The sequence below is a fragment of the Tenuifilum sp. 4138str genome, from assembly GCF_041102575.1.
In the GTDB taxonomy this organism is placed as follows: domain Bacteria; phylum Bacteroidota; class Bacteroidia; order Bacteroidales; family Tenuifilaceae; genus Tenuifilum; species Tenuifilum osseticum.
The window spans coordinates 111564-131003 of the sequence record NZ_JBGCUE010000004.1 but is presented as its reverse complement, the minus strand read 5'-3'; the positions used below and the strand labels follow the sequence as shown (position 1 = coordinate 131003).

Annotated in this window: 18 protein-coding genes; 7 read left to right on the top strand and 11 right to left on the bottom strand. The window is 41.7% G+C overall.

The window, feature by feature from the left end; translation table 11 throughout:
* Nucleotides 1–94: 94 nt before the first annotated feature.
* Nucleotides 95–2881, bottom strand: a complete 2787-nt coding sequence (locus AB6811_RS05555) for an AsmA family protein (protein WP_369489451.1) — start codon at nt 2879–2881, stop codon at nt 95–97.
* A 191-nt stretch (nt 2882–3072) separates the two neighbouring features.
* Here AB6811_RS05555 and AB6811_RS05550 point away from each other — a divergent pair, with 191 nt between their 5' ends.
* Genes AB6811_RS05550 through AB6811_RS05525 form a run of 6 tightly spaced genes read left to right on the top strand, consistent with a single transcriptional unit; the run spans nt 3073 to nt 8341 of the window.
* Nucleotides 3073–3288 carry a DUF4492 domain-containing protein gene (locus AB6811_RS05550; protein ID WP_369489450.1) on the top strand — a complete coding sequence of 72 codons (216 nt, stop codon included), beginning with the start codon at nt 3073–3075 and terminating at the stop codon, nt 3286–3288.
* Nucleotides 3289–3296: 8 nt separating this feature from the next.
* Nucleotides 3297–4859: a cytochrome ubiquinol oxidase subunit I gene (locus AB6811_RS05545; protein ID WP_369489449.1), complete on the top strand. Its 1563-nt coding sequence runs from the start codon at nt 3297–3299 to the stop codon at nt 4857–4859.
* Between the two features lie 2 nt (nt 4860–4861).
* The gene (locus tag AB6811_RS05540) at nt 4862–6013 is read left to right on the top strand and encodes a cytochrome d ubiquinol oxidase subunit II (RefSeq protein ID WP_369489448.1); all 1152 of its coding nucleotides are present in this window, start codon (nt 4862–4864) and stop codon (nt 6011–6013) included.
* Between the two features lie 12 nt (nt 6014–6025).
* Nucleotides 6026–6148, top strand: coding sequence for a hypothetical protein (locus AB6811_RS05535; RefSeq protein WP_369489447.1), 123 nt, complete (start codon nt 6026–6028; stop codon nt 6146–6148).
* 30 nt (nt 6149–6178) lie between these two features.
* Nucleotides 6179–7180: a radical SAM protein gene (locus AB6811_RS05530; RefSeq protein WP_369489446.1), complete on the top strand. Its 1002-nt coding sequence runs from the start codon at nt 6179–6181 to the stop codon at nt 7178–7180.
* 51 nt (nt 7181–7231) lie between these two features.
* Entirely contained in the window at nt 7232–8341 is a 1110-nt protein-coding gene (locus tag AB6811_RS05525) for a chorismate mutase (RefSeq protein ID WP_369489445.1), read from the top strand.
* A 3-nt stretch (nt 8342–8344) separates the two neighbouring features.
* Here AB6811_RS05525 and purS read toward each other — a convergent pair whose 3' ends face one another.
* The 9 genes from purS to AB6811_RS05480 all read right to left on the bottom strand — a co-directional run bounded on the left by purS (nt 8345) and on the right by AB6811_RS05480 (nt 16845).
* Nucleotides 8345–8602, bottom strand: coding sequence for a phosphoribosylformylglycinamidine synthase subunit PurS (gene purS, locus AB6811_RS05520; protein ID WP_369489444.1), 258 nt, complete (start codon nt 8600–8602; stop codon nt 8345–8347).
* A 47-nt stretch (nt 8603–8649) separates the two neighbouring features.
* Nucleotides 8650–9408 (bottom strand): CDP-diacylglycerol--serine O-phosphatidyltransferase, encoded by a 759-nt coding sequence (pssA, locus tag AB6811_RS05515; protein ID WP_369489443.1) that lies wholly within the window; start codon nt 9406–9408, stop codon nt 8650–8652.
* 24 nt (nt 9409–9432) lie between these two features.
* Complete coding sequence (locus AB6811_RS05510; RefSeq protein WP_369489442.1) at nt 9433–9996, bottom strand: phosphatase PAP2 family protein; 564 nt, start codon at nt 9994–9996, stop codon at nt 9433–9435.
* 2 nt (nt 9997–9998) lie between these two features.
* Nucleotides 9999–10991, bottom strand: coding sequence for a GTPase ObgE (gene obgE / locus AB6811_RS05505; RefSeq protein ID WP_369489441.1), 993 nt, complete (start codon nt 10989–10991; stop codon nt 9999–10001).
* A gap of 260 nt (nt 10992–11251) precedes the next feature.
* Nucleotides 11252–11647, bottom strand: a complete 396-nt coding sequence (locus AB6811_RS05500) for a hypothetical protein (RefSeq protein WP_369489440.1) — start codon at nt 11645–11647, stop codon at nt 11252–11254.
* A 690-nt stretch (nt 11648–12337) separates the two neighbouring features.
* Nucleotides 12338–13099 (bottom strand): PepSY domain-containing protein, encoded by a 762-nt coding sequence (locus AB6811_RS05495; protein WP_369489439.1) that lies wholly within the window; start codon nt 13097–13099, stop codon nt 12338–12340.
* Between the two features lie 8 nt (nt 13100–13107).
* On the bottom strand, nt 13108–15477 hold the full coding sequence (locus AB6811_RS05490; protein WP_369489438.1) for a TonB-dependent receptor: 2370 nt from the start codon (nt 15475–15477) through the stop codon (nt 13108–13110).
* 116 nt (nt 15478–15593) lie between these two features.
* On the bottom strand, nt 15594–16181 hold the full coding sequence (locus tag AB6811_RS05485) for a LuxR C-terminal-related transcriptional regulator (RefSeq protein ID WP_369489437.1): 588 nt from the start codon (nt 16179–16181) through the stop codon (nt 15594–15596).
* Entirely contained in the window at nt 16174–16845 is a 672-nt protein-coding gene (locus AB6811_RS05480; RefSeq protein WP_369489436.1) for a hemerythrin domain-containing protein, read from the bottom strand. Before AB6811_RS05480 ends, AB6811_RS05485 begins: the two co-directional genes overlap by 8 nt.
* Before the next feature lie 163 nt (nt 16846–17008).
* Here AB6811_RS05480 and AB6811_RS05475 point away from each other — a divergent pair, with 163 nt between their 5' ends.
* On the top strand, nt 17009–18175 hold the full coding sequence (locus AB6811_RS05475; RefSeq protein WP_369489435.1) for an IS4 family transposase: 1167 nt from the start codon (nt 17009–17011) through the stop codon (nt 18173–18175).
* 673 nt (nt 18176–18848) lie between these two features.
* Here the strand turns inward: AB6811_RS05475 and AB6811_RS05470 are convergent.
* Complete coding sequence (locus AB6811_RS05470; protein WP_369489434.1) at nt 18849–19424, bottom strand: adenylate kinase; 576 nt, start codon at nt 19422–19424, stop codon at nt 18849–18851.
* Nucleotides 19425–19440 lie beyond the last annotated feature (16 nt).

Sequence of the window (19440 nt, the reverse complement as noted above, 5' to 3'; positions counted from 1 at the left end):
CTGTCAACTATAAACTAAATCATCTGCGTGATTTGCGCTCCACATCAACTGCTAAATACAAAATTCCAAAAGTAATCAACCAAAATTCAAGCTACTACAGCTTAGCTGCTTCGGCCTTAGCTTTGGCTACAACAGCATTGGCTTTTTCATCGGCTTCGGCAATAACCTTTTGGGCAGCAGCCTCGCCGTTCTGCCGTATCTTTTTTGCAGCCTCCTTTGCTGCCCGCTCGGCAATTGGGCCCTTTTTTTGACCCTCAGCCTCAGTTTTTTTTGCTTGAGCCTCAGCTTCAGCCCTTATCTGCTCTGCACGCTTTGCTGCTTCGGCCCTAATTTGCTCTGCTTCCTTCTCGGCATCAGCAATTAACTTATCGGCTTCAGCCTTGGCTTTCTGACGTGCCTCAACCTTGGCTTCATCAACCTTTTCCTTAACAGCCTCCTTGGCTGTTTCCTTTACCGAAGATGAGCTTTCTGCAGAACCACCGCCGGAATCGAGCTGTACATCGGGTTTAGATGAAGTTCCTAAAATCTTAAGATTTACATCGATAGTTTGGGGCAGCTTTGCACCATACTTACCGAGCAAATCGTTGGCAAGATTAGCCACCCCGCCTAAGTACGACGAGGGAACCGAAACTTTTGCCTTGAAGTTAAGGGTTTGGTCAATACCCATATCACCACCAAAGTTCATTTTGGCCTCGGCAATTTTGGTGTCGAATGGTTCAATGTAAATCCTTCCGTTATTTATACTGAAGCTAACATTCACATCCTTAAGGCTTGGATTGCGGAACTCGTCCTTTTTCAGAAAATCGGCTAGCTTGGCAAATGCCTTAGAGTTACTAACCCCAATGCTTTTTGACTGCAACTTACCGTAAGCATTTATGCTATTCAAAACCGGCATCATAGTGGTGTCGAGCATGGAAGTAAACTTGAATTGGGTCGATACATTTCCTGTCATATCCTTAACCGTAGGTGCTATTTTCTGGAGCGTTGTAAACGATTTGAAAGCCGTGGGTATATCAATGTTTCGCATGTCAAAATCAAAATTAACCATAGGGGCCTTTACATCCCTTGGGTCATAGGTTCCTGACATGCGAACATCACCCTGTAGCATATTCATCGATAGATTTTTTAGGTCGGCCACGCCACCAGAGAGCGCTACATTACCTGCAAGATTTTCGATATTTAGCTTATCGTAAACTATTTTTTTCATATCAACCCGGGTAGAAAAGTTGATGTTACGGGGCAATTCAATAACACTTAGGGCAGTGGTATCGGTAACTTCCTCCTCGGGAGCACTTTTACCAGTAAGCAGCTCATTAACATCGAGCAAATTCGAGTTAACGTTAAGATTTCCGCTAAGGGTTTCATCCTTAAAAACGTAAGGAATAAAATTTTCCAGTCGGCCGTTCATGCGTATATCACTCGAAGCAATTGACATATCGAAGTTTGCAAGATTAACGTACTGGGGTGTAAAGTTGAGCGTAACCTCATTTAATTTTACCTCAGCAGGTATATCGGGCGACTTGAATTTGAAACGCGACAGCTTAAGCAAGCCATCGGCCTTAAAGCGCTCATACTGCTCCTTCTCGATAAACGAGAGTTTTCCACCAAAATCGAGGTTCGACTCCAGCAATCCTTCCATGTATGTGCTATCCATCGGAATTACGTCCGAAAGGGTTGAAAAATCAATATTACCGGTGATGCTACCATCAACCTGCATATCGCTGATTGGGGTTGCCACACGCATGCGCATGCTGAATGGGTTTCCGCCTAGGTTCAAGGCAAATCTATCAACATTCACCGATGTATTATCCATGTTCACGCCATCGAACCAAATCTTTGTGCTAATATTTACATCGGTTACCGATTTGGGCAAGTCGGGATATTTAAACATTCCGTTATCAACGTTTATGGCAACAAATGCGCTTGGCATTTGGCTATTGTTATAGGTTCCGCGAACATACCCCTCAATTCCAAACTTACCAGAGGCCTGAAGTCCTTCAAAATCGGTCATGTACACTGCTGGCACCATTGATAATAGCGCCTTGAAATCGGTTGAAGGAGTTTTAAAGTTTAGGTTGATATCGATATCGTTACCGGGCATTCGAACTGAACCGTCGAATAGCAGTTTTAGGTGATTGATGCTAAACGCATTCTCCTTAAACGCGTAGTAGCTGCTATCGATATTTGCTGCAATAATGGCATCGAAACCAACTGCTGAATTTTTCAGATATCTGATTCCATCCATCCAGAAGTTGAGCGATTCAATGCTCGTCTTCAGTTTGAGCTCGGTTTGACTCATGCCCATGTTACCTGAAAGGGTAAAGTTAAAGTTTTGAATGGTTGCCTTCATGTTCGACGAATCGTCGATGTATGCAATGTTGGCATTGCGAATCTCAAACCTTTTAAGTGATACCTTTGTGCTAACGGTTGTAGCTGCAGCAGTGTCTTCCATCTCGGTTTCGGGCGTTTCCGATGGCTTCATGATATCCCAGTTAACACGGCCATCGGGCAACACGTGCGCATTTACCCTTGCCTCATCGAGCAAAATTGATTTCACCTCAATATCGGTCATATCAATTACACTCCAAATGTTAACCTTAACGCCAAACTCCTTGAATGCTACAAGAGTATCGTTAGCAAAACTATCGATTCCCACTACGGTTAAGCCTTTCATGCCGACATAAAGGTTAGGGAATCCCTTAATTAGCGATACCTGAAAATCGGTAAAGTTAACCTTTGCATTAAGCATGCTGTTAGCCTCTTTCTTGGCAACTTGCATTAGCTGGGGCTTAAATATTATTGGCAATACAATTGCTGCAGCTATAAATAGCGTAACCAACGCAGCCAATACCTTTAGAGTGATACTGAGAATCTTTTTCATGGCTGTATAATTATTTTAGCAGTATAATCAATGTTTGAACTATTTATACAAATTTAGTGAATCAAACTGAAAGGTGGCAATTATTTATCATTCTTAACAGATACATAGCTTGAACAAACTCCAAATACAAATGTTTCTGACAGCGTTGTGCCATACTAAAAAAAGTTTAAATTTGCTTAATATAGAATGCCATGAACCTCATCAAAAGAATTTTTCGATTCTACTACGAAGGTTTTAAAAGCATGACCATTGGGAAAACGCTTTGGTTAATAATCCTTATTAAACTCTTTGTGATGTTTGCCGTACTAAAGGTTTTCTTTTTCCCAAATATTCTTAAACGCAACTTTAAAACCGATGAGGAGCGGAGCAAGTATGTAATTGAACAGCTAACAACTAAACCTAAATAGCAATACGCATGGAACATTTCGACCTATCGTTAGTCAACTGGTCGAGGGCACAGTTTGCCCTTACGGCCATGTACCATTGGGTATTCGTCCCTCTTACGCTGGGGTTGGCTTTCATAATGGCGTTCATGGAAACGCTGTACTACAAAACCGGCGACGAGGAGTGGAAACGGATAACCAAGTTCTGGATGACACTCTTTGGAATCAATTTTGCCATTGGTGTGGCAACCGGCATTATTCTGGAATTTGAATTTGGAACCAACTGGAGCAACTACTCCTGGTTTGTAGGCGACATTTTTGGTGCACCCCTTGCCATTGAGGGTATCATGGCGTTCTTCATGGAGTCGACCTTTATTGCCGTGATGTTCTTTGGGTGGAATAAGGTTAGTAAAAAGTTTCACTTACTCTCAACATGGCTTGTGGCTCTAGGAGCCAACCTATCGGCACTATGGATACTTGTGGCTAATGCCTGGATGCAATACCCTGCCGGGATGTTCTTTAACCCCGATACGGCTCGTAATGAGATGCATAATTTCTGGGAGGTATTGCTTTCGCCTGTGGCTGTAAACAAATTCCTCCACACCATATCGTCGGGGTATGTGCTAGCTGCCCTTTTTGTTGTTGGAATTAGTGCATGGTACCTTTTGAAAGGTCGAAATGTATTGCTGGCCAAACGAAGCATTATTGTTGCCTCAGTGTTTGGCTTGATAACATCTGTTTTCCTTGCCCTTACTGGCGATGGCTCAGCGTATCAGGTAGCACAAAAGCAACCCATGAAATTGGCTGCCATGGAAGGTCTTTACGAGGGCAAAGAGGGTGCCCCACTAATTGTAATTGGTGCTCTTACCCCCGGTAAGCAGTATAACGACGATAAAGACCCATACCTATTCCGGATTCAAATTCCAAAACTCCTCTCGTTCTTGGGTTACCGTTCAGGCGATGCCTTTGTTCCGGGTGTGAAAGATATTGTTGAAGGTGGGTATACCTACACCGATAAGGACGGCAACCAGAAGGTTGCCCTTTCGGCTGAACAGAAAATTGAACTTGGACGAATTGCTATACAGGCGCTTGCCGACTATAAAAATGCTAAGGAACTTGGCGATACCACAGCCATGGCCTACCACCGTAAGTTACTGGATGCGAACTTTGAGTACTTTGGCTATGGTTACCTGAACGACCCCAAGAGCATTATACCAAATGTTCCACTTACCTTTTATAGCTTCCACATCATGGTTGGGTTGGGTTTTCTGTTTATCGCCTTCTTTATTCTAATACTTTACCTAATCTTTTTCAAGGGATTTAAAATTAACAAGTGGTTGCTTCGTACGGCAATTCTCATGATTCCCCTTGCCTACATTGCCAGCCAGGCTGGCTGGATTGTGGCTGAGGTTGGCCGCCAACCCTGGGTAATTCAGGATATTCTGCCAACGGTTGCAGCAGTATCACGTATCGATGCGAGTGCCGTTCAGGTTACATTCTTCCTGTTCTTCATAATCTTCACTACACTCCTCATAGCGGAACTACGAATTATGTTCACCCAAATTAAAAAAGGACCTAAAGATGGAGGGAAATAGCCATGGTTGACACAACATACATTTTCTTACAACACTACTGGTGGTTTATCATATCGCTACTGGGTGCGCTGCTGGTTTTCCTACTTTTTGTTCAAGGCGGACAAACCCTGATTTATACCCTTGGGAAAACAGACATGGAGCGAACAATGATAGTTAACGCTCTTGGCCGGAAGTGGGAGTTCACGTTCACCACGCTGGTTACATTTGGTGGTGCTTTCTTTGCTTCGTTTCCCCTATTCTACTCTACCAGTTTTGGTGGAGCATACTGGGTTTGGATGGCCATACTGTTCTGTTTTGTTGTTCAAGCTGTTTCCTACGAATACCGCAGTAAGCCCAACAACTTCTTGGGCCCTAAAACCTTTGAGGTATTCCTTTTCATAAACGGACTTTTTGGAACCGTGCTACTTGGAACTGCGGTGGGTACATTCTTCACGGGTTCGCAATTCTCTGTAGCAAAAATCAACCTCACAAACATCAGCAATCCGGTTATTTCATCGTGGGAAACGCCTTGGCATGGACTTGAGGCAGCCCTAAACTTGCATAATGTTGCCCTTGGTCTTGCAGTATTTTTCCTGGCAAGGGTGTTGGCAATTCTTTACTTCATGAACCATATCAATCACCCTGAAATTTTTGCCCGCTCCCGCAAACACTTGCTGTATAATGCCATTCCGTTCCTTGTTTTCTTCCTAACCTTTGTAATCTGGTTGTTTGTACGCGAAGGTTTTGCAGTAAACCCCACCACAGGCGATGTTTTTATGCAAAAGCATAAGTACTTGCTAAACCTAATTCAAATGCCTGTTGTTCTGGTGCTTTTCCTTGGCGGAGTGGTTCTTGTGCTTTGGGGTATAGCAAAATCGCTGGCTAAGCCATACACCATAGGGATTTGGTTTACCGGTATTGGTACTGTGCTAACTGTACTCTCGCTCTTCCTGATAGCTGGTTATAACAACACAGCCTACTACCCATCTACATTCAACCTGCAGCATTCACTTACCATTTTCAATAGTTCATCCAGCAAGTTCACTTTAACCGTGATGAGCTTTGTTTCGTTGCTTATTCCATTTGTTGCAGCATATATCTGGTACGCATGGAAGAGCATCAATGTTAGAAAGATAGATGAGGAAGAGATGAAAAACGAAACCCATGTTTACTAAAACCTACTGACTATGAGATTTTTAAATGAAATACTTTGGTTTGCCAGCTGGCCGGTACTCATTTACGTGAGTTACTTGTTATCGGTTTGGGCTGTAAAGTTGTGGGAAAAGAAGAACCCCGATCAGGTAAAATGATGTAGATTTGCCTGCATCAACAATGGTTTAATGAACATTTATAACTTACTTAAGCTTAACCGCGCTATTAGGAGTAACCGTTTAAAGTTACTCCTAATCTTTATGGCTCAGCTGCTGAACAGGCGATACTACTCAGTTAGGATTGACCCCATATTTGCCTGCAACCTACGCTGCCTGATGTGCTACTTCAGTAAAAGTAGGAAAGCGCAACCCAAAACATTTTCAAAAGTAGAGCTTGAGCTACTGGCAAAAAATCTGTTTGGTAATGCCCTACAGGTAATGGTTGGATGCGGTGCCGAGCCTACCATTCATCCTGATTTTATCTATATAGTTGAGTTGGCCAAAAGGCATAATGTTCCCCACGTTGGAATTGTTACTAACGGGCAGCTGCTTTCAAAAAACGACCTGATAACCCTTAGCAGTGCTGGGTTAAATGAGCTTACACTCTCGGTTCATGCTACGCAAAAGGAAACCTATGAAAACTTTATGGTGGGCGCCAAATGGGAAAAACTTATAGGCCTTCTTGAAAATATTAAAACCCTTAAGGATGATAGTAAAATTGCTTTTTCAATACGTATGAACTTTACGGCTAATCCTGATAACATTCAAGAGCTGGAGCAATTTTTTGATGTGTTTGGGAGCTACCCTATTGATACCCTTCAGGTTAGACCAATAATGGAAATTGGAGGTGCCTATTTTAAGCCGTTTAGCGGCGAGAGCATATCATTGTATAACCGTGTAATTGAATCGCTGCGCACTACGTGCAAAAAACATGGCATCACTTTACTTGCTAATACACAAAATCCTAGTAGTCAACAAAAAAGTAATCCAGTAATTGCACAAACATACAAGTATGTATCGCCACAAGTTGTGGTTGACAACAATTTCAGATGGAAAACCGAAACCTACAGGCAATTCTTAAAACGAACAGGTTGGCATAAAGCTTTACTTAAATCCATTTTCTCAATCCGGCTGAGTAATTCATCTACCGACCTTGCAGAACGTTACGGTGGGCAATACGATGTTTTGTAAACAAAACATAAATTTTGTGGTTAACTTTGCTGCTTGAATACTAAAACTGAATTGGAACCCAGAATTGAAATATCGCCCTTAACCGAGTGGGGATTAAACCTAAATTACCCCCTAATTATTGCCGGGCCATGCAGTGCCGAGAGCGAGGAGCAGGTGCTTACAGCGGCCCATGCGCTTGCCCGCAATGGGAACGTTAGGGTTTTCCGTGCTGGTATATGGAAACCACGAACCCGCCCGGGAGGCTTTGAGGGTGCCGGCGAAAAGGGTTTGCAGTGGCTTAAACGTGTAAAAGATGAAACTGGCTTGGCCGTTGCCACAGAGGTGGCTATGCCTCAGCACTTGGAACTGGCACTTAAGTATGGAATTGATATGGTTTGGGTGGGTGCACGCACAACCACAAACCCATTTCTGGTTGAGCAGCTGGCCTCGGTACTTGCCGGAACCAGCATCCCGGTACTGGTAAAAAATCCCATTACTCCTGACCTTGAACTATGGATTGGAACCCTTGAACGCCTTTGGCGTTCAGGCATCACACGCCTAGCTGCCATACACAGGGGTTTTCATCCATACGAACGTTCACGCTTACGCAACATCCCCAAGTGGGAGCTTGCCATCGACCTTAAAAGTCGTATACCCAGCCTACCCATTATTTGCGATCCCAGCCATATTGCAGGAGCGGCTAACCTTGTACCCGAAATTGCTCAGCATGCACTCGACCTGTCCATGGATGGGCTAATGGTCGAGGTTCACCCCAACCCAGCAATTGCCCTTAGCGATGCCCGTCAGCAGCTTACTCCCGATGCCTTTACAAATATGCTTTCGGAATTAACTTTCCATCAGAACACATCGGTTAATAACGAGTTTGCCAACTTCCTTGAACAGGTTCGCAACAAGATAGACTCCATTGACCAGCAAATTATTGAATTGTTAGCTAACCGTATGCGGCTGGTTGAGCAGATTGGTGAGTATAAACGGACTAATAACGTTACAATTTTTCAGCTACGCAGGTGGGAAAAAATTCTTGAGTCGCGCATTGAGTGCGGGAAGCGTTTGGGGCTCGATGAAGAGTATATAAAAAGCCTGCTTCAGCTGGTTCACAAGGAATCCATAAAGAAACAGGCCGAAATATTACGTGGCAACCGTTTAACCAACGGCGAGTAAGCCCTATTCGGTTATCTCGGTTAGCTTAAAATCGTACCCTTCCATTACTGGGTTCGAGAGCACCTTTGAGCATATTTCGGTTACCTTTTCCATGGCCACCTCACGGTTTGCTGCTTCAATTTCAAGGTTGATGTGCTTCCCAATTCGAACATTGGATACTTCCTTGAACCCAATCCCATGTAGGGTTGCATTAACTGCCTTCCCCTGGGGGTCGAGCAGAGCCTTAAGCGGCATCACATTGATTTCTGCTAAAAACTTCATTTTATATCGATTTTACTTCGGACAAAATTAGCCAAAATTTGCATTAATCAGCTCTGAAAATCTTTATTTATCAACTTATCCCATAAATAGTAGATAGTTGATAGAACGATATACCAAGCAATGATAATTGAAAGTGCTGCCTTTTGAAAAATGGCAATAAATACAACAGCTCCAGCTAGAAAGGTAAGCTGTTTGTAGGCTACCGATGGTTTTAACGACTTGATTTTAAGTGAGAACATGGGTAATTCACAAACCATCAAAAACGAGGATATAATTGCTAGAACAATCAGGACTACTGGCGAACCAACAATTGGGTTAAACAAACCACTCCAGCTACTGTTTGCGCCAAAAACCAATCCAATTATCAGAAAAGCATTTGCTGGTGTTGGCAATCCAATAAACGAACTTGTTTGTCGCTCATCAATATTGAATAAACCAAGACGAAGCGATGAAAATACAGCCACAAGAAAAGGAATTACTAATACAAAGTGCCCCTCAAAAATGCCATGACAATCACTAATTCCAATGCTCTGGCGAAGCATGTGATAAAGAATTACGGCTGGCGCAACCCCAAAGCTAACCACATCCGAAAGCGAGTCAAGTTCCTTGCCTAGCTGGGTATAAGCACCAATCAACCTTGCCGTAAAACCATCCAGGAAATCAAGAACACCGGAAATTATGATGAGCAAACCAGCAAGTTCCAGTCGACCTTCGAATGCTGCCACAATTGAAAGGCTACCCGAAAATAGGTTTAGCAGAGTAATTCCATTGGGAATATGTCTTATAACGCGGGTTATTCTGTTCATATACAAAATTAATTCATTCAAATTTTAGCTTTTGGTATATCGCTCCATCAACCAGGTTGCTGGTTTCCATAATGCAAAACCCACTACGCTGCCAAGTAATGCACCTACAATTACATCGGCAGGGTAATGCACCCCAAGGTATATACGGCTATACGAAACAAACGCTGCCCAAATGAGCAAACCAACTCCTGCCCAACGGTTCCTGTATAGCATACTCAAAAAGACTGCAACACCAAATGTATTGGCTGCGTGCGACGAAACAAAACCAAACTTACCCCCACATCTACCCACAAGATGGATTACACCACTTAAATCGGGGTTGTGGCATGGCCTTAACCTTTGAAAAACATTTTTAAAGAGATGTACTGAGAGCTGGTCGGCTACAAGAACAACAACTGCAATTGCCAGCAGCCACCAAAGGGTTTTCCACTTATGCTTTCGGGCAATGAAGTAGATTAACAACAGGTAAAACGGTAACCATGTGAGCTTTCCCGATGCAAAAAGCATAACACTATCCCAGAAAGGGCTGTGCAACCCGTTAAGGAAGAGAAATAGGTCGGTGTCGAGTTTTACCAGGTAATCAATCATAATTACTGTTGGTTTAGGTTATCCCAAAGCACATCCTTTAACCGCTCAATACCCTCGCCGGTTACCGACGAGATAAACACAGCAGGTATTTCGGGCAGATGCTTTGAAATTTTCTTTTTAGCCTGTTCGTCCACCAGGTCGCATTTAGTGATGGCAAGAGCCCTTTTCTTATCGAGCAGTTCCGGGTTGTACATTTTTAGTTCGTTCACCAGTATTTGGTATTGCCCGTAAATATCGTCGGAATCGGCTGGCACCATGAAGAGTAGCATGGAGTTGCGCTCAATGTGGCGTAAAAAGCGAAGTCCTAACCCTTTCCCCTCATGGGCACCTTCAATAATACCAGGGATATCGGCCATTACAAACGACCTATCGTCGCGGTATCGAACAATTCCAAGGTTTGGTACCAAGGTAGTAAAAGGGTAGTCGGCAATTTTGGGTTTGGCCGCACTCACCACCGACAGCAATGTCGATTTACCGGCATTTGGGAAACCAACCAGTCCCACATCGGCCAGTATTTTTAATTCCAGGATAACGTAGCCCTCCTGTGCGGGTTCGCCGGGTTGAGCAAACCGCGGGGTTTGCAGGGTTGCCGTCCGAAAGTTCCAGTTACCCAAACCTCCGCGCCCACCCTTCAAAATCATCTCTACCTGGCCGTGCTCGGCAATTTCAGCAATCATCTCATTGGTTTCGGCATCGCGGGCAATGGTGCCAATGGGCACCTCAATGTAAACATCCTCGCCATCCTTACCCGTACAACGGGCACCACTCCCCGATTCACCATCGCCTGCAAAAATATGACGTTGATATTTCAGATGAAGTAAAGTCCATAGCTGGCTGTTCCCCTTCAGGTAAATATGGCCTCCGCGGCCACCATCGCCACCATCGGGGCCGCCTTTGGGGACAAACTTCTCCCTGCGGAAGTGTATGCTCCCCGCACCACCCTTGCCCGAACGGCAAAATATCTTAACGTAATCTACAAAGTTCGAGTTTGACATGTCCTGCAATAAACTACCCGCAAAGTTACTTTAAAAAGGTGGAATGGGAAAGCAGAACAAAAAAATGATACTGGCTAATAGCAAAACAACCATCGCATGGAATTCTATTCCGCGCGAACGGGTTGTCATAGCATAAATGATACAGTATTGAAAAGAGCGCACGCTTCCCCCAATGCGCACGAACAGTAGAACACCGAAAACTTATTTAACAAAAATCGGGTTGTTCAATTATCCCAATTTAGTTGAAATTGACCATAAAATTAAGGGAACGATAGACCTGTACATGTTAAAATGGTTAATAGCAAGTACATTCTAATCAGCTCATATCTGTCGGATGTTTTGTTTCGGGATTTTAAAATGGTTATTATAATGCAAAAGGCAAAGTAAAGCAAACTCAAAATCCTGCCTGTATTAGGGGTGAAAAATGTTATTACAAACGCAATGGGGAATAATGAAAGCGCCCAGCGGGTTGTTATGTTTAATAATTTACTATCGCCGCTTATGTTATTCCTGTAGAAGAATAAATAGTAACCAGACAGTAGAATTGAAAGAAAGATAATTACTAGTAGGAACGTAGCGCTGCTGGTAATACCTTTAAGAATTCCTGCTAAAACTAAACCTAACACTAGCAGAATTTCAGTAAACTTTGGCTTCATATTTCGTATAAATTAGATTGGTTAAATGTATTAACATTATAATCAATTTTACAAAATTCATACCCACGTTGGTGCGAGCCACAATATGCGTGCGATGTATACAAAACCCTCCCAAAAATTTCAGCAAATCTAGTAAAAAAAATTTCTCGCTCGTGCTTTCGATCAGTTTTTCATCTATACCGGCCAAGGCGCAATGTTAGGTTACGCTCAAACTTGCCTTTGGAGGTGCAACCAACTAAAATGGACGGTCGACTTTGAAAAAACTCACATGGAATACAATAACACATGGGGGCACATCATAAATGATACAGTATTAAAAGAGCGCACGCGTCCCCCGATGCGTGCGAACAAGTGTATATTCTTTCCATAATAGTACCACTTTGTCCATTTGTCGTCATTTAGGCTGACCGCCAATGGCTGGGTGGAGGGGGAATGTGGGAGAGCGTGTTACGTTTTTGACCCCCAATGAAAAAGACCCTGTGTACGAAATCGCTCTGAAGTTCAACCTTTTTAACACATGGTAATTAATTATTTCCTTGTGGTTTCATTTTGTATCAACCTTTGCTGCACAGTCATACCGTATCATTCTTCCCTGTTCGGGATGGGTAGAAAGGATATTTGGCTATGTAGGCTTGTAGTATGGCTATGTGAGTTTTGCCAAAGTGCCTGAAAGCGAAGGGATGGATAGTGCTAAGTTTTTATTTTCATTCTTGTCTTTTTCTTTATCCACATATAAAGACCTGTGAGGGTTAGAAATAATAAACTCAAACTAACAAATACAATCCATAACCAGTCAAATTTTTTGCCAAAAAACGCTTTTCCTGTGTGTAAATCTAAGTTTAATTTATGCAACGGTATTTTGTACATTTTTGGATTCTCTGTTTTGAATTGTTTGCTATCAAAGGCTTTGCTGAATTTAATATTCTTCCAGAAAGAGCCATAATCATTCGAAACGTATAAATTTTTTTTATCCGATACTATTAATGTTGAATCATTGGTAAGACAAATGGAATGAATGTCTTTGCTTAAAATTGTTGTTACACTTTGATCAAATAATTGTACCCTGAAAAGCCCTTGCTTCCCCCCAGCAAACAAGAACAAATCACCAACAACAACACAACGGATTTCTAACCCTGCAAGTTTAGAAAAAAATCCAGTGCTGTCGTTTTTGTTGTAAAACACACCAGCTCCAGTCCCATAATAATAGGTTGAATCTTTTGAAATAGCAATAGAAAAAACTTCATTAATCTTATTCTCAAATTCATTTCTTAATGCTTTTTCGGAATAGCCAGGTAGCCACTTAACATTAATCTGCGGCTCTTTGGATGTGTTTTTAAAACTATCCTGAAAAGCAAGGATAATCCCAGTTATTGAAATAATTATTAAGGGTAAGGTGAAAACAACTCCAATCCAGCTATGCCATTTTCGGAAATAATATGCAATTCTTCTCATTTTTGAAATTAAAAATTATACTTTAAACCTAACATAAAAATTCTACCTTCGGTTGTTTCAATGGCACGAGTAGTTGACTTGTCGGTAATTTCAATTTTCTCTTTTTCTAAGCTGTTTAACAAATCACTGACTCTAAATATGATAGACCCTTTATCGGTTATGTTTTTTTCTATCCCCAAATCAGCAAACCAGATGGTATTCTCTTCTTTCTCATTAGATATTTTTGGGCCTATTGCGTTAAATGCAAACTGAATCTTTGTGCTGTATGGTAATTTAAAATCGTTGATAACCTTGGCCGACCACTTAAACTGGTCTTTCAACGCATCACCCTGATACTCGCCAGAGGTTATTTCAGAATGGAAAATTGAGTAGTTTGCATTGAATTCCCAGAAACGAAAGGGTTTAACTGCACTCATAAATTCAACTCCCATTAACTTTGCGTGTCCAGTATTTTGTGGCGTTTCTGTTCTATTTCCAAGGTTGTCTTCGGTGATATTCTTTTGAATAACGTCGTTTATATCACGGTAAAACACATTTGTCCCAAAATTGAAACGTTTGAAGTTTTTAAAATATCCAACCTCGTAAGCCCAAGCCGTCTCGGGCATAAGGTCAGGATTACCTTGCTTGAACTCACCAGGGTTCTTTTCTTCTAGGTAAGGATTTAAGTCTTTATACCCTGGGCGGCGAATACGCCTTCCGAAGTTTACGCTAAAGTACTGGGTTTTATCAATATTTAGTGTAAGTGATAGGTTTGGGAGCAGAATATTATTTGCCCCTTTGCCGTTATAAACATTCCCCTCTGCATGTCCAACAAGCTCAGAATACTCGTACCTTAGCCCTGCTTTAGCGCGTAAGAAATCAAAGCTGAACTCGTCACTAATAAAGAAGGCGTGGTTTTCGTATGTTAGATTAAAATTGTCGAATCCACTTGCTTGGGTAATCCAAAGCGTATCGCTATAGTTGTATTTATCAACCGACAACCTGAAATCGCTTACCTCATACTTCCCTGAATAGCCTAGTTTGATATTATGATCATAAATTTTAATGTCGTTAATTGATACATTCCAATTATAATCATCTACCATTTTCGATTCATTTTTGTTTTCAAGTTTAGGTTGAAAATCAAGCAAACGTCCAGTTTCATCTATGTTGTAAAGACTTTTATAATCCTCTAACTTTTGAAGGCTGTTCATATACGAGAAATCTGCTTTCACTGAGCGGTTCTTCCAGGTATGAACAATGGATGTAACTATTTGTTGATAAGTGTTTGGATTTAATTCAGGCTTTTTTTCTTGCTGTGCTGATTTAAAAGACCCATCGGCATTTTGTTTAGTTATTATTGTGTTCTTGCTCTTTTCCTCCAGTTGATAACCATAGATATATTCAGCTCTAAAGAATGTTTTTGGTAATGGGTTGAATTCAAAGCCTGTTCTAAGGAAGTGATTATTGAAAGATTTTTCTTCAAACTCCACTTTTTCATCGTAACCAGTAATGTTAACATTATTAAAATTGGTTTTAAATTCCGTTTTCTCCTTGGGCAAAGTTCGTTGCTGAAAATCGTACTGTCCAAATATGGAATACTTAGATGTTTTGTGGCTTAAACCCACCTCTCCTTGCAGCCCGTTGAAATTCCCTGCAAGTATCTGTGCGCTTCCTGAAGTCCCATAAAATTTATTCTCTTTGAGTGTTATGTTTACAATCCCATTTATCCCTTCCGAGCTATATTCTGCACTTGGCACAGAGAGAATCTCAATGCTCTCAATACTACTAGCAGGAATTTGGTCGAGAACCGTTTCTAGATTATTCCCTTTTAATCCTGATTCTTTGCCATTGATTAGCACTTTTGTATAGGCATTACCCAAACCACGAAACCGTATGTCGCGGTTGTGCCCTGGGCTACCACCCATCGATACTGAAGGCATATTCTTAAGAATATCACCAACACTCCCACCCTGCTGGGAAACCAACGCATTGGCTTTGTACTTAATCGTAGTAGGTTTTATTTCGCTAACAATGGCACTTCCAATAACGATTACCTCGGAAAGTTGCGTATTGTTTGATACAAGGCTAATGTCATTAAAGGTATATGTATCGCCATTCTTTATTTCAAAAACATCACTTTCAAAAGTTTCAAAGCCTATGTACGTAATCTTTATTTTATACCTACCCTTTACCATATTTTCATCACAGAAATAGCCGTAACTATCCGTAACAACGCCCTTCACAACTCCATTTGATATATTTATAATCTGTACAGTTGCAAATTGTAATGCTTCACCATTTTGGTCAACAATATTTCCTTTAATTTGGCACTTGTCCTGTGAGTAGGTTTGGGATACTAATAATGCACCTACCATTGCTAAAAGAATCTTCCTCATTTTACCATCAAGTTTTAGTGATTTAACAGATGGCAAAGTAACTAACAAAGCAACGCCTGTGTAATAGCTATTAGTTGGGTTTTTGATGGCATCTTATCCCCTTTTGTAGGGATAGATTAGTAACCTGGAGGAATGATTTTTTTTGATATGGCATAAATTGTAAGACCGGGCAAACTCTTGATGCCAGTTTTTTCGACAATGTTTTTTCTGTGGCTAATAACGGTATGGATACTGATGTTTAATTCTTCGGCAATTTCTTTATTTGAAAGGCCTTTGAGTAGTTGAACCAGTATATCAATTTCTCTTGCAGTCAACTCTTCACGAATATTAATTGACTCTTTCTTGCTACCTTTTCCATTATGTAACTTTGCGATAACATCACCTGTTTTGTCGGTAATTTGAATTATCTCGTCAAAAATATCTAATGTTGCCCTATCAAAGACAGAATATACAATACCCAATAGGTAAATATCACTATGTTCTCTTCTGAACCTGTTGAAATCATCCTGAATATTGACCAAAAGAAGAGGGTTAACAATAGCTATGTCGATTTTGTGTTTAAAACAATAGTGGTTAAGTGCTTCAATACTATTACAATGATAGTAGTTATAATTGCTATCGGTTTTCGAAAGTAAAGAAACTATGCCTTCAAAAACAATTGAAGAAGATTCTAAAATAGCAATATTTATTTTAGCCCTACTCATTTCTCATAGTACTTTCAATATCGGCAACTATTGGCAGTAGAATTGATTCTTCAATCATTGCGTGTAACTGTAAATCAAAATCTAGCTCAAACAATGAAAGGAACAATTTTCTTCTTAAGGGCAGCTCGTTTGAAATCTTTATGTGTTTTAATAGCAGGTTTTTCAGGTCGGTAAGTTTTGTTTCAATGTCAGTATGGTGTTCTCGATATTCATTTGCTGAAAAATCTGAATTTACTTGCTTACCCTTTTGCTCAACAAGATTAACAATGTAAGGAAAGGCTATTGTCTCTTCATAATCCAGATGTTCGAGCACTTCGGTAAAGTAGTCTTTAAAAAAGTTCTCAATAAGTTTAATCTCACTATTATGCGTTTTATCTTGAATCTGTTTAATGTAACTAAGTATTTCAGGGTATTTTTCTTCTTTATAGTATATGTGACTGTTTCTTAGAAACATAATAATGGTTTTTATGTCTTCAGGCGAACCTATATGACTCACTTCTGGTTGATAACCATTGTAAAGATTTCCAAAGAGTAGAAATAGTTGAAGAGGTATTGAATTCTCGTCACATAGCAGAGAAACTGTTTTGTCGCTTACCACAAAATCTAAATTGAAATGTTCCAAAAGAATTAATAGCCTCGGGTTTTCGACTATCAAATCCGACATTTTCATATCGGGTTTTATATATGCTCTATTCGTCAGATACATAGCAAGAATATTTTATTCAAAAATCACATCCGTCCAAAATAGAATTTAGTAGCTAAAAAATGGGAGTTGGAAATATCCCCGTTAAGGGATAGTTTTACATTGACCAAAAAAACCAACTCCCATGGTAAAGTTAACACTTTTTTCCCAAATCACCAGCCTTATACCCCGACATATATTCTCCGATATCGTAAAGAGGTACAACGGGGACAAGTACAGTAAGGGGATTGATAGCTGGACACACCTCATCAGCATGGTGTTTTGCCACCTGGGGCAGCTTAGCTCGGTACGGGATATCTCGAACGGCTTAAGGAGCATAACGGGTAACATAGTCCACCTGGGCTGCACGCAGGCCCCATCCAAGTCGAGCATATCCTACATTAACGGGAGGCGGCCCAGCAAGCTATTCGAAGAGTTTTACTACGCCCTGGCGGCGCATTTCAGGGCGCATTTCAGGTTTGCCAAGCCGGCCCTGCGCCAGATACGGCGAAAGGTTTACCTGTTGGACGCCAGCGTCATATCGCTGTCGCTGTACGACTGGGCGAAGTTCAGGACGCGCAAGGGCGCTGTCAAGCTGCACCTGCTGCTGGACTACGAGGGATGCCTTCCGGCCTTTGCCGACCTGACCCGGGGCAGCGTGGCCGACATTACCGCCGCCAGGGGCATGAGCTTGCCCTCGGGTAGCATTTTGGTATTCGATATGGGCTACTACGACTTTTCCTGGTGGAACAAGCTGGACAGCATGAACACCTGGTTCGTCACCCGCTCCAAGGATAACCTGGACTACGAGCTGGTCGAGGACTTTGACGTGTCGGGGGAAAGGGATAGGAATGTGCTGCAGGACTCCAACATACGCCTTTCCGGGGTAAAAAGCCAGCACGATTACCCCAGGCTGCTCCGCCGGGTGAGGTACTGGGACGAGGTCAATAAGAACGAGCTGGTCTTCATTACCAACAACCGTTCCTGGACAGCAACCACCGTGGCACGCATCTACAGGGAACGGTGGCACATCGAGTCGTTCTTCAAGCTAATCAAGCAGAACCTTAGGATTAAGTCGTTTGTGGGCACATCCGAGAACGCTGTGCAGATCCAGATCTGGACGGCGCTGATCACTATACTGCTGCTCACATTCCTGAAAGCCAAGGCCAAGTACCAGTGGCACATGTCGAACCTGGTTAGCTTTGTCCGGTTGAACCTATTCGTGAAGATTAACCTGTGGGAATGGCTAAACCAGCCCTTTGTCCGTCCCAGAAAGGAGGATGCGGTACAGCTAAAGCTTTTTGCAGGGTAGGGTTTAATTTTAAAATGGTTGCTTTTGAATCCTAACTGCCTGATTAACTGATAGGCATTTTTTGATTTTAAATTATTTTGGACAGCTGTGTTCAAAAATAGCAATTATTGCCGATTTAATCAATTGCAGATTTAGCGGGTGGGCGAAAAGAGCAAGTGTGTAGCAGCGAAGGGACGGTTGCAGAATGGACAATCATAGTATTGCATTTTTGTGTGGAGGGGTTTCATTTGTTTTTTACAGTCAACTTGCAGCAAAGGTTGTCTTACCCTTTTTTTCATTGTTTGGTGTTATGTCGTTTATTTATCCTAAAAAATCATCCCTATGCAACTGATTTAGGTGTATAGGTTTAATAACTGCCAGGTCAATTACAAACAAATAAAAAAATATTTAATGTACATCAAACGGACTTTTATTTAAATTTCAGAGTTTAATTTGTCATTTTTAAATATCTCTGGATTTTAGAACCTTTACTCCTATAGTATCCAAATGTCATACTAAAACCTTAGTCAATCTTGAGTGGGAGTAAATATTCCCAGATAGCCTAAGGTAAATGCCAGTAATAAAATCTCTCTAAAAAGAAATTCAATGACGGGGGTGCTTACAGTTTATTATTATATGGAACAAGAAAGGCCATCGACTACCTCGATGGCCTTGATGTATTAATTAGGCTTTGTTACCGGCTACTGTCAATCACCTGGCAAATTCGCTCAAATATTTCATCGATAGTACCCATTCCGTTAACGCCACGGTACTTGCCCTGCGCCTTGTAGTAATCCATTACCGGCAGGGTTGTTTTGTTGTAGATATCGAGCCGGCCACGGATAATACCTTCGTCCTGGTCATCGCTGCGGTCGCTCATTTTTCCCCGGTTTAGCAGGCGAGCTAAAAGCTGATCGTACTCAACCTCCAAGGCTAACATTATGGTAATGGGAGCTTTTTTGGCATCGAGCATTTCGTCGAGTTTCTTGGCCTGTACGGTAGTTCGGGGAAATCCATCGAAAACAAAGCCCGGAACATCGTGGTGGTTATCGAGTTCTCCGGTAATCAAATTGATTACCATCTCATCGGGAACCAGCTGCCCTTTATCGATATACTTTTGAGCCTCTACTCCAATTGGCGATTGTTCACGTATTGCAGCCCTAAGCATATCGCCAGTAGCCAGATGCTGCAGCTTGTATTTCTCAATTATTTTTTGGGATTGAGTGCCCTTGCCTGCGCCCGGGGGGCCAAATAAAACAATGTTAAGCATTTTACGATATATTGTG

Bases quoted from the DNA above. Each gene is read 5' to 3' on its own strand.
- AB6811_RS05555 (WP_369489451.1), bottom strand. From the start codon at position 2,881: ATGAAAAAGATTCTCAGTATCACTCTAAAGGTATTGGCTGCGTTGGTT.
- AB6811_RS05550 (WP_369489450.1), top strand. From the start codon at position 3,073: ATGAACCTCATCAAAAGAATTTTTCGATTCTACTACGAAGGTTTTAAA.
- AB6811_RS05545 (WP_369489449.1), top strand. From the start codon at position 3,297: ATGGAACATTTCGACCTATCGTTAGTCAACTGGTCGAGGGCACAGTTT.
- AB6811_RS05540 (WP_369489448.1), top strand. From the start codon at position 4,862: ATGGTTGACACAACATACATTTTCTTACAACACTACTGGTGGTTTATC.
- AB6811_RS05535 (WP_369489447.1), top strand. From the start codon at position 6,026: ATGAGATTTTTAAATGAAATACTTTGGTTTGCCAGCTGGCCGGTACTC.
- AB6811_RS05530 (WP_369489446.1), top strand. From the start codon at position 6,179: ATGAACATTTATAACTTACTTAAGCTTAACCGCGCTATTAGGAGTAAC.
- purS (WP_369489444.1), bottom strand. From the start codon at position 8,602: ATGAAGTTTTTAGCAGAAATCAATGTGATGCCGCTTAAGGCTCTGCTC.
- pssA (WP_369489443.1), bottom strand. From the start codon at position 9,408: ATGAACAGAATAACCCGCGTTATAAGACATATTCCCAATGGAATTACT.
- AB6811_RS05510 (WP_369489442.1), bottom strand. From the start codon at position 9,996: ATGATTGATTACCTGGTAAAACTCGACACCGACCTATTTCTCTTCCTT.
- obgE (WP_369489441.1), bottom strand. From the start codon at position 10,991: ATGTCAAACTCGAACTTTGTAGATTACGTTAAGATATTTTGCCGTTCG.
- AB6811_RS05500 (WP_369489440.1), bottom strand. From the start codon at position 11,647: ATGAAGCCAAAGTTTACTGAAATTCTGCTAGTGTTAGGTTTAGTTTTA.
- AB6811_RS05495 (WP_369489439.1), bottom strand. From the start codon at position 13,099: ATGAGAAGAATTGCATATTATTTCCGAAAATGGCATAGCTGGATTGGA.
- AB6811_RS05490 (WP_369489438.1), bottom strand. From the start codon at position 15,477: ATGAGGAAGATTCTTTTAGCAATGGTAGGTGCATTATTAGTATCCCAA.
- AB6811_RS05485 (WP_369489437.1), bottom strand. From the start codon at position 16,181: ATGAGTAGGGCTAAAATAAATATTGCTATTTTAGAATCTTCTTCAATT.
- AB6811_RS05480 (WP_369489436.1), bottom strand. From the start codon at position 16,845: ATGTCGGATTTGATAGTCGAAAACCCGAGGCTATTAATTCTTTTGGAA.
- AB6811_RS05475 (WP_369489435.1), top strand. From the start codon at position 17,009: ATGGTAAAGTTAACACTTTTTTCCCAAATCACCAGCCTTATACCCCGA.
- AB6811_RS05470 (WP_369489434.1), bottom strand. From the start codon at position 19,424: ATGCTTAACATTGTTTTATTTGGCCCCCCGGGCGCAGGCAAGGGCACT.